The following is a 15,751-nucleotide window of genomic DNA, read 5'->3' on the forward strand; positions in this document are numbered from 1 at the left end:
CCGACCCGGTGAAGATCGGCGGTAGCTTCTCGTGGTCGCCGCCACACCGGGAGCACACGGCTCCCCGGGACTAGCGGCGCGAGGGGGCTCCGCCGTGCCGTCTTCGGCCTGCTCGCGGGCGATCTGAGCCTGCCCGCCCCCACTCCCCGGCCCCGTCCGCAGCGCCCCACCCCGGCGCCGGACCCGTGCGGCCACCCTGCACGCGCACCTCCGGCCCGGTGAATCCGGAGCCGTCCGCACCCGTCCCCGTCCGGCGGAGGAATCGGCATGAGCGAAACACTGCTGAGCACCACGATCGACGAATTCCAGGCATTCCCGTACTCCGAGCGGTGCCGTCGGGTCTTCGCCCGCGGCGACCACCTGCTGATCGGCGTCAGCCCCGGGAACAGCTATTTCAGCGCCCGCCGCATCACCCAACTCGTCTACTGGGGGAAGGAGTTCTTCGACACGGTGGACATCGTCCACGCCGACCTGCACGTGGACGCCCAGTTCGGCGCCCAGGGCTACCCGCCGGACGCCGCCGCCCGCCGCGCCGCCAAGGAGGTCAAGGCCACCCGGCGGCGCGTCGAACGCGGCGCCGCCGACGCCGGCCGCCCGGGCGTCCGCACCCACGCCCTCTCCGACTTCACCGGCGACGAGACGTACCGCCGCCTGCGCACGGAGGTGCTGGCCGCCCTGGCGGACGACCGGCCCTTTCGTGAGGCCGCCGAGCGGATGGCCCTCGGCTTCCTCCGCGCCCGGCTCGACGGCGCCGCCCCGACCGCCGACCAACTCGCCGCCGGCCTGCGCTACATCGCGGCCGAGCTGCCGTTCTTCCTGGACACCCCGGCCCTGCTCGGCGTGCCCAGCTCCGTCGCCTGCTACCACCTCGAACTGCCGCTCACCCCCGTGCTGTTCGGCCGGTCGGACGGGCTGCGCGCAGCCCCCGGCCAGGCCTACGCGGTCGTCCGCCCCGCCGATGCCGATGCCACTGCCGACCGCCGCGCAGCCTGAACCCCGATCACCGCACCACCCCCACCCCTGCCACCACGAGGAGCCCGATGACCGTCACCGAACAGCCCGAGTTCACCTTCCCGCTCTCCCGCCGGGGCGACCTCGTCCCCGAGGAGGTGGCCGCCCTCCGCGCGAAGCACCCGGTGGCCAAGGTCCGCACCATGACCGGCGATCCGGCCTGGCTGGTCAGCAGCTTCGACCTCGCCCGGCAGGTGCTGGAGGACGAGCGGTTCAGCCTCAAGGACACCGCCGACCCCGGCGTCCCGCGCCAGTACGCCCTGACCATCCCGCCCGAGGTGGTCAACAACATGGGCAACATCAACAGCGCCGGGCTGCGGCAGGCCGTCATGAAGACCCTCAACCCGCGCGCCGACAAGGAGTTGGCACCCTGGCTGGCCGCCGAGGCGCACCGGCTGATCGACCGGCTGATCGAGCAGGGCGCCCCCGGCGAACTGCGCGACGGCTTCACCGAGCCCTACTCGGCCGCCCTGCACTGCCGGCTGCTCGGCATCCCCACCGACGACTGGCGGCGGCTGATGGCCGGCATCGACGTCGCCTTCCTCACCAGCCCCACCCCCTTCGAGGGCTCGGCCGCCAACTGGTACAAGGACCTCGGCTACATGGTCGACCGGCTCAACGCCGACCCGGAGCCCACCGAGGGCCTGCTCGGCCGCTTCGCCGAACTGCGCCGCTCGCCGGAGGCCGCCGACCGGATCTCCGACGAGCTGCTCGCCACCGTGGCGCTCTCGCTGTTCGGCGCCGGAGCGGTCTCCACCTCGTCCTTCCTGCTGCACGCCGTGATCATGCTGGTGCGGCAGCCGGAGCTGGCCGGGCGGATCCGCACCGAGCCGGGCGTGATCGACCGCGCGGTCGAGGAACTGCTGCGCTGGAACCTGTCCATCGGCGACGCGCTGCCCCGGCTCGCCCTGGCCGACGTCCAGCTGGGCGAGGTGCTCGTCCGGAAGGGCGAACTGGTGCTCGTCCTGGTCGAGGGCGCCAACCACGACCCGGAGGTCTTCCCGCACCCCGAGCGGATCGACTTCGACCGCCCGGAGAACCCGCACCTCGCCTTCGGCGCCGGCCGGCACTTCTGCCCCGCCTCCGCGCTCGGCCGCACCCACGCCGGGATCGCACTGACCGCGCTGGTCCAGCGGCTGCCGGAGCTGCGGCTCGCCCTGCCCGTCGAGCAGCTCGCCTGGCGCCCCGGCTTCATCAAGCGGCTGCCGGAGCGCCTCCCGGTGCTCTGGTAGCCGAGGCCGCCGGGGGTCAGTGCACGGCGGCGCCGAGCAGGATCTCCTGGGTGCGGTCCCACACCGCCGGGTCGCAGGCGACCAGCAGCCCGTCGAGACCGCCCGGCGGCTCCGGGCGGTACTCGCTGCCGTCGAGCCGTGCGGACACGCCGCCGGCCTTCGTCACCAGCAGCGAACCGGGGGCGTGGTCCCAGGGCAGGGTGCGCCAGTAGAGGATGAACTCCTGCCGGCCGTCGGCGAGCTGCGGGTACTCCATGCCGGCCGACCGCCGGCCGGCGGACACCTCGCCGAACACCCGGGCATTGGTCTGCAGCTGGTGGTGCAGCACCGGGTCGAGGAAGCGGCTCTTCACCGAGCCGCGCCACGTCGCCGGCTCCGGGGCGGCCGGCTGCCGGACGATCCGCTGCCCGTCCCGCCAGGCGCCGGCGCCGAGTTCGGCGGAGTAGCAGACGCCGCCGACCGGCTGGTAGATCCAGGAGGCGACCGTACGGCCGGCCCGGACGAGCGAGGCCATCACCGCGAAGTCCGGGCGGCCGGCGACGAAGTTCGCGGTGCCGTCGACCGGGTCCACCAGCCAGCACGCCGGCTCGGTGGAGAGCGCCCGGGCCAGCGACGGATCGGCGGCCACCGCCTCCTCGCCGACCACCGGCACCGGCAGCAGCTCGCGCAGCCGCCGGGAGATGATCACCTCGGCCTCCCGGTCGGCGACGGTGACGATCTCACCGGGTGCCTTCTCCAGCACCTCGCCCGCCGCGAGGGCCCGGAACCGGGGCTCGACCGCCTCCGCCGACGCCTCGGCGAGGATCTCCGCCACCTTCTCCATCAGCACCCGAACGCTCCCTTCGCCGGGTACCACTCTCCCACGCCCGGCCACCCCCGACCTGCGGCGGCCCCGGGACCACCGGGCGCACCCGGGACCGCTACCCGTCCAGGAAGTGGAAGCCCGGGTGGGGGTGCAGGAGGAACTCGTGGTGGGAGATGTTCCAGGCGTAGGCGCCCGCCATGGCGAACACCACCCGGTCGCCCGCCCGCAGGCCCGCCGCGGGCACCCGGGCGGCCAGCACGTCCTTCGGCGTGCAGAGCTGGCCCGAGAGGGTGACCGCCGGGCCCGCCGCGGTCGGCCGCTCCCACGGGTACGGCCAGTGCTCGGACGGCAGCACGGCGAAGGGCTGGGCGTGGCCCCGGGTGGCCGGGGTCCGCAGGTGGTGGGTGCCGCCGCGGACGACCGCGAAGTCCTCGCCGTGGCTGTGCTTGAGGTCCAGCACCTCGGTCGCGTACCAGCCGCAGTAGGCGGTGAGCGAGCGGCCCGGTTCGATCCGCAGCCGCAGTCCGGGGTGCCGGTCGAGCAGCTCCTCCAGGCCGGTGCCGTAGGCCGTCCAGTCGAAGCGGCGGCCGGGGTCGGCGTAGTCCACCGCCATGCCGCCGCCGACGTTGGCCTCGGCCAGGCCGAGGCCGGCGGTGTAGTCCACGATCCGCTCGGTGAGGGCGAGTTGGCCCGCCGCGTCGAGGCCGCTGGCGAGGTGGGCGTGGATGCCGCGCAGCCGTAGCCGGCCGGAGCCGGGGGCCTCCAGCAGTCGCAGGCACTCCTCGACGCCAGCCGGGTCCATGCCGAACGGGCTGGGCCGGCCGCCCATGGCCAGGGCGACACCGTCGAGGCGGCCCTCGGCCACCGGCAGGTTGGCCCGCAGCAGGACGTCCACGGCCGCGCCGGAGGCCGCGAGCAGGCGCAGCTCGTGGACGCTCTCCACGTGCCAGCGGTGCACCCCGGCGGCCAGGGCGGCGGCGATCTCGGACGGGGTCTTGCCGGGGCCGCCGAACGCGGTCGGCGCGCCCGGCACCGCGGCCCCGACGTGGGCGGCCTCGCCGCCGGAGGAGACCTCGTAGCCGTCCACGTACGGTCGCAGGGCGGTCAGCAGGGCCGGCTCCGGGTTGGCCTTCGCGGCGTAGTACAGCTCGACCCGGGCGGGCAGCGCGGCCCGGACGGCGGCGGCGTGGGCGCGCAGCGCCGGCAGGTCGTACAGGAAGGCGGGCAGCTCCTCCGGGGCGAGCGCCTCGACGCGGCGGGCGACCAGGGCGCCCGGGGCGGCGTTCACCGGGCGGCCCCGCTGCGGGCGGCCTCGGCGAGCACCTCGGGGGCGAGCGGCGAAGGCAGCCGCACGTAGCCGGCCTGCCGGTCGGGGAGGCGTTCCCAGCGGGTCAGCAGGTTGGCCTTGGCGGGCAGCGGGGCTCCGTCCAGCAGGGCGGTCAGCCGGGCCGGGCGGCCGTGCGCGTCGGCGCACTCGTCCAGCACGGTGCGCAGTTCGGCCCAGAGGTCGGCCTCCAGCCGGCCGGACCGGGCGGGCGGAGCCTGGTCGGCGAGGGCGGCGAGCAGCTCGGAGAGGTGGTTGACCAGCAGGCAGTAGACCACCCGGTCCCAGCCGCGGTCGGCGTCGTAGGTCATCGGCCCGGCGACCTCGGGCGGCAGGCCCGCGAGCGCCGCGCCGTGCCGGCCGGGCAGCAGCTTGGTGCCCTCCAGGTCGCGGAAGAGCACCTGCCCGGGCCGCCCGTCGCCGTCCACGCAGACCAGCACGTTCTGCAGGTGCGGTTCCAGCACCACGTCGTGGTCGAAGTAGGCGGCGAGCACCGGCGGGACGATCAGCCGCAGGTAGCGGGCCCACCAGTCGCGGGCGGCGGCCGGGCCTGCGCCGTCCAGCAGGGCGGCGACCTGCGCCGAGCTGGTCGGGTACTCGTCGGCGACGGCGGCGGCCAGCAGCGGCGTGAGGCCGGGGCGGACGGCGCCGGCCAGGCCCTCGCGGACGATCAGGCCGAGGCCCTCGTACAGCGCGGTGTCGGGGCGGCCGTCCGGGCCGGGCAGGGCCAGCGTGCGGAAGGCGGGTTCGCGCAGCACGGCGGCGTCCGGGAAGCGCCGGGCGAGGTCGGCGAACGGCCCGGCCAGCAGCCGGGTGAGCGCGACGGCGCCGGCCAGCTCGTACGCGGCGTTCTTGCGCAGGCAGTTGGTGATCCGCACGTTGAGGCTGAACTTGAGGAAGGCGCCGGCGCCGTAGAGCGTGCGGACGGAGGCGGTGGCGGTGAACGGCGCGCCGCCCGGGCCCAGGTCGAGCACGTCGCCGCAGGCGAGCGCGGCGGTGAGCGCCGGGTGATCGCGCAGCAGCGAGAACTGCCACGGGTGGGCGGGCAGCAGCCGGTAGCCGGCCGGGACGGCGCCGCGCAGCCCGTCGAGCAGGGCGGCCGCGGCGGGGTCGACGGCGTCCTCGGCGAGCAGCTCGGCGCGGACGGCGAGGTGGCGCAGCCGGAAGGCCGCCCGGGCCTCGGGCGCGTAGGCCGTCCAGGCGGCCGGGTCGGCGGTGCGCCCGGCGGAGCGGGCCTTGGGCGCGGGGTGGAAGCGGTGCCCGAACAGCAGCGCCTGCTCGGACTCCAGGTAGCGGTCCGGCCCGGGCTCCGGGCGGTCGGCCAGGGCGGCGGTCACCCCGGCGTGGCTGGAGGCGAGTTGGGCGAGGAACTCGTCGTTGGCGGTGCCGCCGCGGTGGCCGAGTTCCGCCTCGACCTGCTCGGCGAGCTCCCGCCAGCCCAGCTCCCGCCAGGCGCCCTCCCGCAGGCTGCTCGCGCGCGGGGCGTCGGCGGTGCGGGCGAGGACGGGGCCGGTGAAGCGGTGCGCGCCGGAGAGCGAGGTGCGGCGCAGCGCGACCCGCAGCAGCGCGCCGCGGCGGGGCAGCCGGACGACCAGGTGGCCGTCCAGGACGGCGGTCTGGTGCTCGGGTGCGGAGACCTCGCGCAGCAGGCAGTTGAGCAGGGTGTGCGCGACGGCGTGGTCGGCGCTGGGCAGCCCGGTGGGGGCGCAGGTGCGGCGGGCGTCGAGCCGTGGGGTCATCCGGTTGCTCCCTCGCGGGTGTGGGCGGCGGGCGCCTGCGGGTGTGCTCACCTGGGCGCCTCCAGCAGGTAGTTGGGCCCGGTGGTGTAGTGCTTGTTGATGTCGGCCGCGCCGGAGCGCTCCTTGCTGAGCAGGGTGCCGGCGGTGACCATCGCCTTCACCGGCAGTTCCCGGGCGTCGAGCAGGGCGGTGCGCAGCGGGGCGCCGGCCGGGCCGAGCCGGTCGACGGCCTCGGTGAGCCGGGTGCGCAGCAGTCCGAGGGTCCGTGCGAGCGGGGCGCGGCCGAGGGCGGCGAGCCCGAAGGCGAGGGCGCCAGTGCACAGGTGGCCGGTGATGGTGGTGAACAGGTCGGTGACCGGCCGGTCGTCCGTGCCGGCGATCCGGGCGTCGTCGAACGCGTCGGCGTACGGCGCCAGTTCGCCGAGGCGGGCGATGTTGAGGCGGGGGCCGTCGTCGTCCTTGAGCAGCAGCCGCATCCGGGTGCGGCCGCCGGGGCGGTCCAGCACCAGCGAGGTGTTCTGCTGGTGCGCCTCCAGGGCGATGCCGTACGAGAAGAGCGTGGTGTGCCAGTCGAGCAGCAGCTGCAGCAGCTCGTCGTAGAGGCGCAGCACCTCGCCGCCGTGGAACCGGTCGGCGAGGTGGTCGAGGACGGTGCGCCCGCCGGGGGAGGGGGCGAGCAGGGCGGCCAGCGGAACGGTCACCGCCCCCTCCAGGCCCGCGGGTTGGCGGCGCAGCAGGACGGCGAGGAGCTCGTGGCCGGCGTGGGCGAAGCACTGCTCGTCGGCGTGCAGCACGGTGCCGGCGAACCGGGGCTCGCGGGCGGTGACGGCCTCCAGCAGGCGCTGCCCGGCGGCGCCGTCGACCAGGCTGCCGGGCTTGATGGTGCGCCGGTTGCGCAGGCCCAGGGTGGCGGTGGCCACGGGCAGTTTGAGGTGGACGGACGGGTCCTCGACGACCGCGACGGTGCGCATCGACAGGGTCGGGCGGACGGTCAGGTACGGCCGCTCGGCGAGCCGGGCACCGGGCACCGGCGCGGCCAGGCCGGGTGTCGCGGTGAGCGGGTGGACGGGCAGGGCGAAACCCGGGCCGGGCTCGCCGAGGTCGGCCGGGGCTGGCCACCACGCGGGCAGCGGGCCGACTCCGTGCCGGGTGACGGCCGCCTCGGGCAGGATCAGCCAGCGCAGTTCGAAGGCGGGGTGGAACTCGGGTGCGTGGCCGCGCAGCTGGTCGTCGGTGAGGCCGGCCCGGCCCCGTCCGGCGGGGTGCACCGGGTGGTCGAGGTAGGCGGCGAGGGTGTCGAAGCCGAGCGAGGCGGCCGGGCCCGTCCAGTCGGCCGGGTCGGGGCCGAGGCGCTCGGCGAGGCCGTCGAGCACGGCCGGCCGGGCCAGGTCGTGCAGCCGCATGGTGGCGAGCGCCTGCCGGCACTCCTCGGCGAAGGCGGTGTGGCCCTCCCGGTCGCGCGGGTCGGCGAGGCCGGCGACCGCGGCGAGGATCTCGTCGAGGTCGGTCAGCGGGCGGCCGTCGACCTCCAGCAGCGGGCGGCGGGCCGTCCAGCGGCTCTGGAACCCGTCCTCGGTGACCGGCAGGGCGAGCCGGCCGCCGCGCAGCCAGACGCCGTCCGGCCGCTCTTCGAGCGCAGCGGCCGAGCGCAGCCCGAGCACGTCCTCGCGGTGCAGTGCACCGAGCACGCGGCGGGTCAGCAGCTCCTCCGGGTCGTCCGCGCGGACGGCCGCGGTCACGGGGTGATCTCCCAGCGGTTGGCGGCGAGGAACCGGTCGACCGCGGCGTCCACGGCCGTGCGGTCGGCGCCGACCGCCCAGACCACGCCGAGGTAGTCCCGGTTGGTGCGGTGGTGCTCGTGGTGCTCGCCGATCGGGCGGAACGGCCGGTAGACCAGGCGGATGCCGTCCTCCTCGTGCTCCTGCGCGGGCGGGGCGGCGGTGAGGGTGCCGGCCCGGTCGGCGAGCACCGGCCGGTTGTGGCCGTGCGTGCCGGTGCGGGCGTCCAGGTCGTCCGGGAGCGCCTCGCCGAGGTGGACGCGGAGCACGAGTTCGAAGTACGGGATGTCCAGCAGCTCGGCCAGCATCAGGTCGCACTGGTCGCCGATGGCACGGTAGTTGACCTCGATGATGCGGGCCCGGCCGTCCGGCTGGACGACGAACTCGGTGTGGCAGGCGCCGAGCCCCACCCCGAGGGCGTCCAGCTGGGCCAGCACCTGGTCGACCACCGACGCGGGGTGCTCGGCGACGAACTCCAGTGCCTCCTCGACGAAGTGCGGCGGCGGGGAGAGCCGGGTGCGGAACCCGCCGAGCACCTGGCGGCGGGTGCCGTCGCCGAGCGTCTCCAGGGTGTGCAGCTCGCCCTCCAGGAACTCCTCGACCACCAGGGCGTCCTGCGGCCGCCGCCGGCGCACCGCGGCGCAGTGGGCGGCGAGTTCGGCGGCGTCGGCGACCAGGGCGACGTCCTCGCTGGCGACCCCCTCGCGCGGCTTGACCACGCACGGGTACGGCGGGTCGAGCTCGGACACCGGCTGCCCCGGGGCGAGTTCGAGGGCGCGGACGGCGTCCTGGCCGGCCGCGGCGAGGTGACGGCGGAGCTGCGCCTTGTTCTTCGCCCGCAGGGTGGCCCGCCAGTCCTTGGCCGGAAGTCCGAAGTAGTCGGCCGCCAGGGCGGTCTGGGTCTGTAGGTGGTCGCTGTTGCTGAAGACCGCGTCCGGTGCGTGGTGACGGGAGAGCGTGCCGACGACCTCGCGGAAGTCGCGGACCTCGCAGCCCAGCACCTCGGGCGGCACGGCCAGCCCGCGGTAGGCCTCGCGGTGGGCGTCCGGCTGGTCGGTGAGCACGGTGACCGAGAGGCCGAGCCGTTCGGCGGCGGGCAGGAAGCCCTCGGTGACCGAATCGGTCGGGTTCAGGGCGAGCAGGTACAGCCGCATGGGCGTCGTCCTCGGGTGGTGGCAGGGGCCCGCGGGGCGCGGGGGCGGGCACGTGTCGGCGTCGGGCGGCGGGGTCGGCCGCCCGACGGGCGGTCAGGCAGCCGGTCCGGTGCGGTCGATCGTGCCCGGGGGCGGCGCCCGGAAACCGCGGTCCGGCCGGGGCCGGTGGCGGCGGTGCGGGCTTCGGCCACGGGACGCTCTGCGGTGGACACGGAACGGAACCTTAGGTTAGGCGTACCTAATCACGTCAAATCGGCCGATCTGTCGGGGTGTCGGCGTGTCGACGGACCGTCAGGTCCATGTAAGGTGAGGCATACCTTAGTTGATCACGGGAGTCCTCCGATGCTCCAGCTGACGGCCGCGCGCGCCTCCGCCGCCGGGTCACCCGCGTCGATTCGGCGTCTTGTCGACATCTGCCCGGCGCTGCCGGTCACCCTGCTCGACGGACCGCCGGCCGACCGCGAACGCTGGTGCCCCGGAGACGCCCTGGCCGCCCGCGCCGAATCCCTCGTCGCCGCCGAGGCCGCCCGCATCGAGGCCGCGCACGGCACTGCCCCGCGGCCCCACGTCGCCGCGTCCCGGCTCCTCCACCATTACCTGTGGTCGCTCTGCCTGCTCACCGCCGGGCCCTGGTACCTCGACGGACGGGCCGCCCGGATCGCCCCCGGCGCCCTCTGGATCGAGGAGTCCACCGGAGACCTCGCCCTGCTCGCCGACCTCCCCGAGGACGGACCGCACGGACCGGACGGCCTGCGGACGGCGGTCGCCGCCCACGCGGGGCCGGTGCTCGGCGCCTTCCAGCCGTACGTCCGGCGCGGACCCCACGCCCTCTGGGGCATGGTCACCGACGACCTGGTCTCCGCCCTCTGGTACCTCGGCCGGACCCTCGGCGAGGAGGACCGGGCGGTCACCGCCGCCTCCGTCCTGCTGCCCGGCGGCACCCCGCCCTTCAGCGGCGCCGCGGCCTTCCGCCGCCTCCCCGGCACGGAGGGCCGCCGCCACTGGACCCGCACCCGCCAGGGCTGCTGCCTCTACTACGCCGTCCGCCCGGACGAGGCCTGCACCACCTGCCCCCGCACCCCCGACGGCGAACGCGTCCGCCGCCTGGAGTCGTGAGTACGGGTGGACCAGGGGTGCTGCCGTCTTCTCTAGGCCCTGCGGGAGACGGCCACGCCGGTGAGGCAGAGGGCTCCGCCGGCCAGGGCGAGGGGGGCGGGGAGTTCGCCGAGGAGGAGCCAGGCCATCAGCACCACCAGGGCGGGAACGGCGTACGTGGTGGCGCCCATCCGGCCGGCGGTGGTGCGGGAGAGGGCGTAGGCCCAGGTGGTGAAGGCGAGGGCGGTCGGGAAGAGGCCGAGGTAGACCAGGCCGAGGACGGCGGAGGCCGGGGCCCGGCCGAGGTCGTGCACCAGGCCGGGCGCGAACGGCAGGCAGGCGACCGCGCCGATCAGGCAGCCGAAGGCGGTGGTCTGCAGGGGAGTGGCGTGCCGCAGCGCGGGCTTCTGGAGCACCACGCCCGCCGCGTACGCCGCGGCGGACAGCAGGCAGAGCACGATGCCGAGCAGCGAGCCGTGCCCGCCGTCGCCGGACATCGACAGCCCGGTCACCACGGCGCCCGTGAAGGAGACCGCGATCCCGGCGACCAGTCCGCGCGGGAAGCCCTCCTTGAGCAGCCAGCCGCCGAGCAGGGCGATGAGCAGCGGGCCGATGTTGACCACCATCGCGGCGGTGCCCGCGTCGACCTGCTGCTCGCCCCAGTTGAGCGCCACCATGTAGAACCCGAACCAGAGCACTCCGGAGGCGGCGATGCCGGGCCAGGCGGCCCGCGGCGGCAGCCCCTCGCCACGGGCGGCCAGCAGGACGATCAGGGCGATCGCGCCGACGGCGAGCCGGCCGAGGGCGAGTGCCCCGGGGCCGAAGGAGGTGCCGGCGTCGCGGATGACGACGAAGGCGGAGGCCCACAGCGCGACGGTGGTGGCGGCCGCGCCGAGGGCGCGTCCGTCGAGCGGCGCGGCGGCGTCGGTGAGTGTCTGCTCCATGCCGCGCACGGTACCGGCCGGAGGGTTCGTTGCCGACCGAAATACCGCCGCCCGAAACATCGCGGCCGAAACGGCGCGGGCCGCCGGTCAGCAGCCCTCGGAGAGCAGCTTGTCGTACGCGGCCCGGACGGTGCGGTCCATGGCGAGCATGAACTGGGCGTCGGCGGTGGCCCGGGCGAGCGGGCGGACCCGGCGGATCCGCTCGGTCAGTCCGGCGGCCTCCTCGGGGGTGAGGTCGTCGACGTGGGCGAGCTTGCCGAGCAGGTGGTCGCGGGCGAGTTCGGTGAAGGCCTCGGCGACGGCGTCGAGGTGTTCCTGGGTCCTGCGGCTGACGTCGAGGACGGCGGCGAGCGGGACGCCCTCGGCGACCAGGGCGAGGGTGGCGTCCATCAGGCGGCGGCTGATGTGGGTGATGCCGTCGTCCTCGACGGTGATGTAGCCCTGGGCGATGGACTCGGCGGTGTTCTCGGGGGTGAGCTGGTCGCCGAAGGCGGCGAGGAGTTCGTCCCAGCCGAGCCGGACGGGGGTCTCGTCGGACCAGGGGGCGGCGATCTCGTCGCGCAGGCCGATCAGGTCGGCGACGTCGCGGCCGCTCTCGCCGGCGCCGATGAGTTCGGCGATGCCGCCGAGGGTGTGGCCGCGCTCCAGCAGTTCGCCGATCATCTTCAGCCGGGCGAGGTGCTGCTCGCCGTACCAGGCGATCCGGCCCTCCTTGCGGGGCGGCTGCAGGAGCTTGCGTTCGCGGTAGAAGCGCAGGGTCCGGGTGGTGATGCCGGCGGCCGCGGCGAGCTCCTCGACGCGGTACTCGCGGGGCTGCCCGCTGCTGCTGGTGATCTCCGCCACGCCGCTCAGCATAGGGCGGTCGCGCCGCGAGACGTCGTGTCCGGCTCCTTCCGCACGGGGGCGGCAGCGGCTACTCTGCCAATCATGCCAGTGATTACTGGCACGGTTAGGCTCGACAGTCCCCGCCGTTCCACCAGCTCCGCCCGGATCCACCCGCACCCCGTACCTCACCCCCCCACCCTCGCCACCTGCCCTGGAGCCGCCGCATGGCATCGCGCAGCAAGCAGCCCGCCGCACCCGCCGCGGGCGCGACCGACCATCCGCACGTGCGGGTCGCCGTGATCGGCTCCGGCTTCGGCGGCCTCGGCGCCGGCGTCCGGCTCCGCCGGGCGGGCATCACCGACTTCGTCATCCTGGAGCGGGCCGCGGCCGTCGGCGGCACCTGGCGCGACAACAGCTACCCGGGCTGCGCCTGCGACGTCCCCTCGCACCTGTACTCCTTCTCCTTCGCGCCGAACCCGCAGTGGCCGCGCAGCTTCTCCGGCCAGCCCGACATCCGCGCCTACCTGGAGAAGGTCACCGACACCTTCGGGCTCCGCCCGCACCTGCGGTTCAACGCCGAGGTCACCGAGGCGCGCTGGGAGGAGGGCCCGGCCCGCTGGCGGCTCACCACGTCCGCCGGCACCTGGACGGCCGACGCCGTGGTCTCCGCCGCCGGGCCGCTCGCCGACCCGCAGATCCCGGACGTCCCCGGCCTCGCCGACTTCCCCGGCACGGTGTTCCACTCCTCCCGCTGGGACCACGACTACGACCTGGCCGGCAAGCGGGTCGCGGTCGTCGGCACCGGTGCCTCCGCGGCCCAGATCATCCCGGCGATCCAGCCGCAGGTCGGCCGGCTCACGGTCTTCCAGCGCACCCCGGCCTGGGTGCTGCCGCGCCGCGACCGCGAGATCACCGGCCTGGAGAAGTGGCTGCACGGCGCCCTGCCGCCGACCGGAGCGCTGCGCCGCGGCACGCTCTTCGCGCTGCGCGAGCTCCAGGTGGACGCCTTCGTCCGCCGCCCCGGCCTGCTGAAGCTCGTCCAGAGGATCGCCGAGAAGCACATCGCCCGCGGTGTCGCGGACCCGGCGCTGCGGGCCCGGCTGACCCCGGACTACCGGATCGGCTGCAAGCGCATCCTGCTGAGCAACACCTACTACCCGGCGCTGGCCGCGGCCAACACCGACGTGGTCCCCTCCCGGCTCGCCGAGGTCCGCGGCTCGACCCTGGTGGCCGGGGACGGCAGCGAGCACGAGGTGGACGCGATCGTCTTCGGCACCGGCTTCCACGTCACCGACATGCCGATCGCCCAGCGGGTCTTCGGCATCGGCGGGCGCAGCCTGGCCGAGGAGTGGAAGGGCGGCATGGAGGCGCTGCGCGGCTCCACCGTGCGCGGCTTCCCCAACCTGTTCTTCGTGATCGGCCCGAACACCGGTCTCGGCAACAGCTCGATGATCCTGATGATCGAGTCGCAGCTGAACTACCTGGTGGACGCGCTCACCACCCTGGACGCGGTCGGCGCGACGGCCATGCAGCCCACCGCCGTCGCCCAGAGGCACTGGAACCTCGAACTGCAGCACCGGATGGACCGCACGGTCTGGACGACCGGAGGCTGCGTCAGCTGGTACCTCGACGACAGCGGGAAGAACACCGTGCTGTGGCCCGCGTCGACGACCGCCTTCCGTCGTGCCACCCGCCGGGTGGACCTCGCCGAGTACGAGCTGATCAAACGCCCCGCGGCCGTCACCGCCGCGGCACCCGCCGAGGAGGTGCCGGCGTGATCGACGCGGACTGCGTACTGCCCGACCCGGCCGCGATCAGGCGGGTCCGCTCCGCCGACGGCACCGGGCTCAACGTGGAGCTGTACGGGCCGACCGGCGCCCCGGTGGTCGTCCTCGCCCACGGCTGGACCTGCTCCACCCCGTTCTGGGCGCCGGTGGTCAACCGGCTCGCCGCCGACCACCGGGTGGTCGCCTACGACCAGCGCGGCCACGGCCGCAGCGACGTGCCGTCCGGCCCCGCCGGGTACGGCACGGCCCGGCTGGCCGACGACCTGGAGGCCGTGCTCACCGACGTCCTGCCGGACGGCGGCCGCGCGGTGCTGGCCGGCCACAGCATGGGCGGCATGACGATCATGGCCGCGGCCGACCGCGGCGGGGTCGCCGCCCGGACGGCGGGCGCGCTGCTGATCAGCACCGGCCCGGCCGACCTGGTCGCCGAACTGCTGGTCGTCCCGGCGGCCGTCCGCGGCGCCGGGCTGCGGCGGGCGCTGCACCGCGCGGTGCTGGAGTCGAAGCTGCCGCTCGGCCCGGTCAACGGTGTCAGCCGCGCCCTGCTGAAGTACGCCACGATGGGCCCGGGCACGCCCGCGGCCCGGGTGGACGCCTGCGCCCGGATCGTGCACGCCTGCCCGACCTCCGTCCGGCACGGCTGGGCGAAGGTGCTCGGCGAGCTGGACGTCACCGCGGGCCTGGCGAGGCTGACCGCGCCGACCACCGTGGTGGTGGGCAGCAGGGACCGGCTGACCCCGCCGGTGCACGCCCGCCGGATGGCCGCCGCACTGCCCGACCCGCAGGGCCTGCTGGAGCTGCCGGGCGTCGGGCACATGTCCCCGATGGAGCGGCCCGCCGAGGTCGCCGCCGAGATCCGCCGGATCGTCACCCTCACCGCCGACACCCGCGCCGACACCCGCGCCGACAAGCAGAGGAGCGCCACCGCATGAACCCGCCCCTGTCCTCCCAGGTCGTGGTGGTGACCGGTGCCGCCCGCGGCATCGGTGCCCTGATGGCCCGCCGGCTCTCCGCGCAGGGCGCCAAGGTGGCGCTGGTCGGCCTGGAGCCGGCCGAGCTGAAGGCGGTCGCCGCCGAGTGCGGTCCGCACGCCTCCGCCTGGGAGGCCGACGTCACCGACCTGGAGGCACTGAGCGCCGTCGCCCGGCAGATCCAGGACCGCTACGGCCGGATCGACACCGTGGTGGCCAACGCCGGCATCGCCATCGGCGGCCCGCTGCTGGACAGCGACCACCGGGCCTTCACCCGGGTGATCGAGGTCAACCTGCTCGGCAGCGTGGCCACCGCCCGGGCCTTCCTGCCCGCGCTGACCGAGAGCCGCGGCTACCTGCTGCAGATCGCCTCGCTGGCCGCGCTGACCCCGGCTCCGCTGATGTCCGCGTACTGCGCCAGCAAGGCGGGCGTCGAGGCGTTCGCCCATGCGCTGCGCGCCGAGGTGGCGCACCAGGGCGTCAGGGTCGGTGTCGGCTACCTCAGCTGGACCGACACCGACATGGTGCGCGGCGCCGACCAGGACACCGTGCTGAAGCAGATGCGGGCCCGGCTGCCCTGGCCCGCCAACAAGACGTACCCGCTCGGACCGGCGGTGGACCGGCTGATCGCCGGCATCGCCCGCCGCTCGGTGCACGTGTACGCGCAGGCCTGGCTGCGCGGCATGCAGCCGGTCCGCTGGCTGGTGCCCTCGGTGGTGGCGCTCGGCGGCCGCCGCGACATGGCCCGGCTGGAGCCGGAGCTGAGGGCGACCGCGGACCAGCGGCTGCGGCCGGTCGGCGCGGGCGGCGAGGCCGACACCGCGGCCCGGAGCACCGGCACGCTTCCGGGCGAACCGGCGGCGGGTCGAGTGGACGGCACGGCGGACTGACCGTCAGTCTCGGGCCGGGGTGGCGGAATCCGGCGCCCCGGCCCTGACGGCTTTCGGCCAACCGGGTGCGGTTACGTTGGCGTAAAAGCTCCCCATGAACAGCCCAATGGCCGGTAAACCTCCGGCATTTGAGTGATTTGTCCGTACTATTTCGCGGCCGGAACGCATCTGACACGTGCACGGCGGGAATGCGTAG

The 15,751-nt window shown here is 75.4% G+C and carries 13 protein-coding genes; 6 read left to right on the plus strand and 7 right to left on the minus strand.

Features of this window, described 5'->3' with window-relative positions; genetic code table 11:
• Nucleotides 1-267: 267 nt before the first annotated feature.
• Both AB0442_RS04115 and AB0442_RS04120 read left to right on the plus strand, forming a co-directional pair.
• Complete coding sequence (locus tag AB0442_RS04115) at nucleotides 268-993, plus strand: tRNA-dependent cyclodipeptide synthase (RefSeq protein ID WP_366160454.1); 726 nt, start codon at nucleotides 268-270, stop codon at nucleotides 991-993.
• A 47-nt stretch (nucleotides 994-1,040) separates the two neighbouring features.
• On the plus strand, nucleotides 1,041-2,243 hold the full coding sequence (locus AB0442_RS04120; RefSeq protein WP_366160455.1) for a cytochrome P450: 1,203 nt from the start codon (nucleotides 1,041-1,043) through the stop codon (nucleotides 2,241-2,243).
• A gap of 16 nt (nucleotides 2,244-2,259) precedes the next feature.
• On the opposite strand, the gene AB0442_RS04125 is transcribed toward AB0442_RS04120, so the two are convergent.
• The 5 genes from AB0442_RS04125 to AB0442_RS04145 form a co-directional block, all read right to left on the minus strand.
• Nucleotides 2,260-3,066, minus strand: a complete 807-nt coding sequence (locus AB0442_RS04125; protein WP_366160533.1) for an inositol monophosphatase — start codon at nucleotides 3,064-3,066, stop codon at nucleotides 2,260-2,262.
• A gap of 97 nt (nucleotides 3,067-3,163) precedes the next feature.
• Nucleotides 3,164-4,336 (minus strand): type III PLP-dependent enzyme, encoded by a 1,173-nt coding sequence (locus tag AB0442_RS04130; RefSeq protein ID WP_366160456.1) that lies wholly within the window; start codon nucleotides 4,334-4,336, stop codon nucleotides 3,164-3,166.
• Nucleotides 4,333-6,111, minus strand: a complete 1,779-nt coding sequence (locus tag AB0442_RS04135) for an IucA/IucC family protein (RefSeq protein WP_366160457.1) — start codon at nucleotides 6,109-6,111, stop codon at nucleotides 4,333-4,335. The genes AB0442_RS04130 and AB0442_RS04135 overlap by 4 nt, the downstream gene beginning before the upstream one ends.
• 47 nt (nucleotides 6,112-6,158) lie before the next feature.
• Nucleotides 6,159-7,850, minus strand: coding sequence for an IucA/IucC family protein (locus AB0442_RS04140; protein WP_366160458.1), 1,692 nt, complete (start codon nucleotides 7,848-7,850; stop codon nucleotides 6,159-6,161).
• A complete protein-coding gene (locus tag AB0442_RS04145) occupies nucleotides 7,847-9,043 on the minus strand; it encodes an ATP-grasp domain-containing protein (RefSeq protein WP_366160459.1) in 1,197 nt (398 codons plus the stop codon). Before AB0442_RS04145 ends, AB0442_RS04140 begins: the two co-directional genes overlap by 4 nt.
• 342 nt (nucleotides 9,044-9,385) lie before the next feature.
• On the opposite strand from AB0442_RS04145, the gene AB0442_RS04150 reads away from it, so the two are divergent.
• Nucleotides 9,386-10,159, plus strand: coding sequence for a (2Fe-2S)-binding protein (locus tag AB0442_RS04150; protein ID WP_366160460.1), 774 nt, complete (start codon nucleotides 9,386-9,388; stop codon nucleotides 10,157-10,159).
• Between the two features lie 32 nt (nucleotides 10,160-10,191).
• Here the strand turns inward: AB0442_RS04150 and AB0442_RS04155 are convergent, their stop codons facing one another.
• Together AB0442_RS04155 and AB0442_RS04160 are read right to left on the minus strand one after the other, a co-directional pair.
• Nucleotides 10,192-11,082 (minus strand): DMT family transporter, encoded by an 891-nt coding sequence (locus AB0442_RS04155; RefSeq protein WP_366160461.1) that lies wholly within the window; start codon nucleotides 11,080-11,082, stop codon nucleotides 10,192-10,194.
• An 87-nt stretch (nucleotides 11,083-11,169) separates the two neighbouring features.
• Complete coding sequence (locus AB0442_RS04160) at nucleotides 11,170-11,925, minus strand: MerR family transcriptional regulator (RefSeq protein ID WP_366160462.1); 756 nt, start codon at nucleotides 11,923-11,925, stop codon at nucleotides 11,170-11,172.
• A 206-nt stretch (nucleotides 11,926-12,131) separates the two neighbouring features.
• Between AB0442_RS04160 and AB0442_RS04165 the strand changes: the two genes are divergently transcribed.
• Genes AB0442_RS04165 through AB0442_RS04175 form a run of 3 tightly spaced genes read left to right on the plus strand, consistent with a single transcriptional unit; the run spans nucleotide 12,132 to nucleotide 15,555 of the window.
• Nucleotides 12,132-13,685 (plus strand): NAD(P)/FAD-dependent oxidoreductase, encoded by a 1,554-nt coding sequence (locus AB0442_RS04165; protein WP_366160464.1) that lies wholly within the window; start codon nucleotides 12,132-12,134, stop codon nucleotides 13,683-13,685.
• The gene (locus tag AB0442_RS04170; RefSeq protein WP_366160465.1) at nucleotides 13,682-14,626 is read left to right on the plus strand and encodes an alpha/beta hydrolase; all 945 of its coding nucleotides are present in this window, start codon (nucleotides 13,682-13,684) and stop codon (nucleotides 14,624-14,626) included. Before AB0442_RS04165 ends, AB0442_RS04170 begins: the two co-directional genes overlap by 4 nt.
• Nucleotides 14,623-15,555, plus strand: coding sequence for an SDR family oxidoreductase (locus AB0442_RS04175; RefSeq protein WP_359982138.1), 933 nt, complete (start codon nucleotides 14,623-14,625; stop codon nucleotides 15,553-15,555). Before AB0442_RS04170 ends, AB0442_RS04175 begins: the two co-directional genes overlap by 4 nt.
• Nucleotides 15,556-15,751: the final 196 nt, after the last annotated feature.

It is taken from the genome of Kitasatospora sp. NPDC085895 (assembly GCF_040702125.1).
GTDB lineage: Bacteria > Actinomycetota > Actinomycetes > Streptomycetales > Streptomycetaceae > Kitasatospora > Kitasatospora arboriphila.

What these genes read in the sequence shown, in the direction of transcription:
- AB0442_RS04115 (WP_366160454.1), top strand. Translation starts at nt 268, where the DNA reads ATGAGCGAAACACTGCTGAGCACCACGATCGACGAATTCCAGGCATTC.
- AB0442_RS04120 (WP_366160455.1), top strand. Translation starts at nt 1,041, where the DNA reads ATGACCGTCACCGAACAGCCCGAGTTCACCTTCCCGCTCTCCCGCCGG.
- AB0442_RS04125 (WP_366160533.1), bottom strand. Translation starts at nt 3,066, where the DNA reads ATGGAGAAGGTGGCGGAGATCCTCGCCGAGGCGTCGGCGGAGGCGGTC.
- AB0442_RS04135 (WP_366160457.1), bottom strand. Translation starts at nt 6,111, where the DNA reads ATGACCCCACGGCTCGACGCCCGCCGCACCTGCGCCCCCACCGGGCTG.
- AB0442_RS04145 (WP_366160459.1), bottom strand. Translation starts at nt 9,043, where the DNA reads ATGCGGCTGTACCTGCTCGCCCTGAACCCGACCGATTCGGTCACCGAG.
- AB0442_RS04150 (WP_366160460.1), top strand. Translation starts at nt 9,386, where the DNA reads ATGCTCCAGCTGACGGCCGCGCGCGCCTCCGCCGCCGGGTCACCCGCG.
- AB0442_RS04155 (WP_366160461.1), bottom strand. Translation starts at nt 11,082, where the DNA reads ATGGAGCAGACACTCACCGACGCCGCCGCGCCGCTCGACGGACGCGCC.
- AB0442_RS04165 (WP_366160464.1), top strand. Translation starts at nt 12,132, where the DNA reads ATGGCATCGCGCAGCAAGCAGCCCGCCGCACCCGCCGCGGGCGCGACC.
- AB0442_RS04175 (WP_359982138.1), top strand. Translation starts at nt 14,623, where the DNA reads ATGAACCCGCCCCTGTCCTCCCAGGTCGTGGTGGTGACCGGTGCCGCC.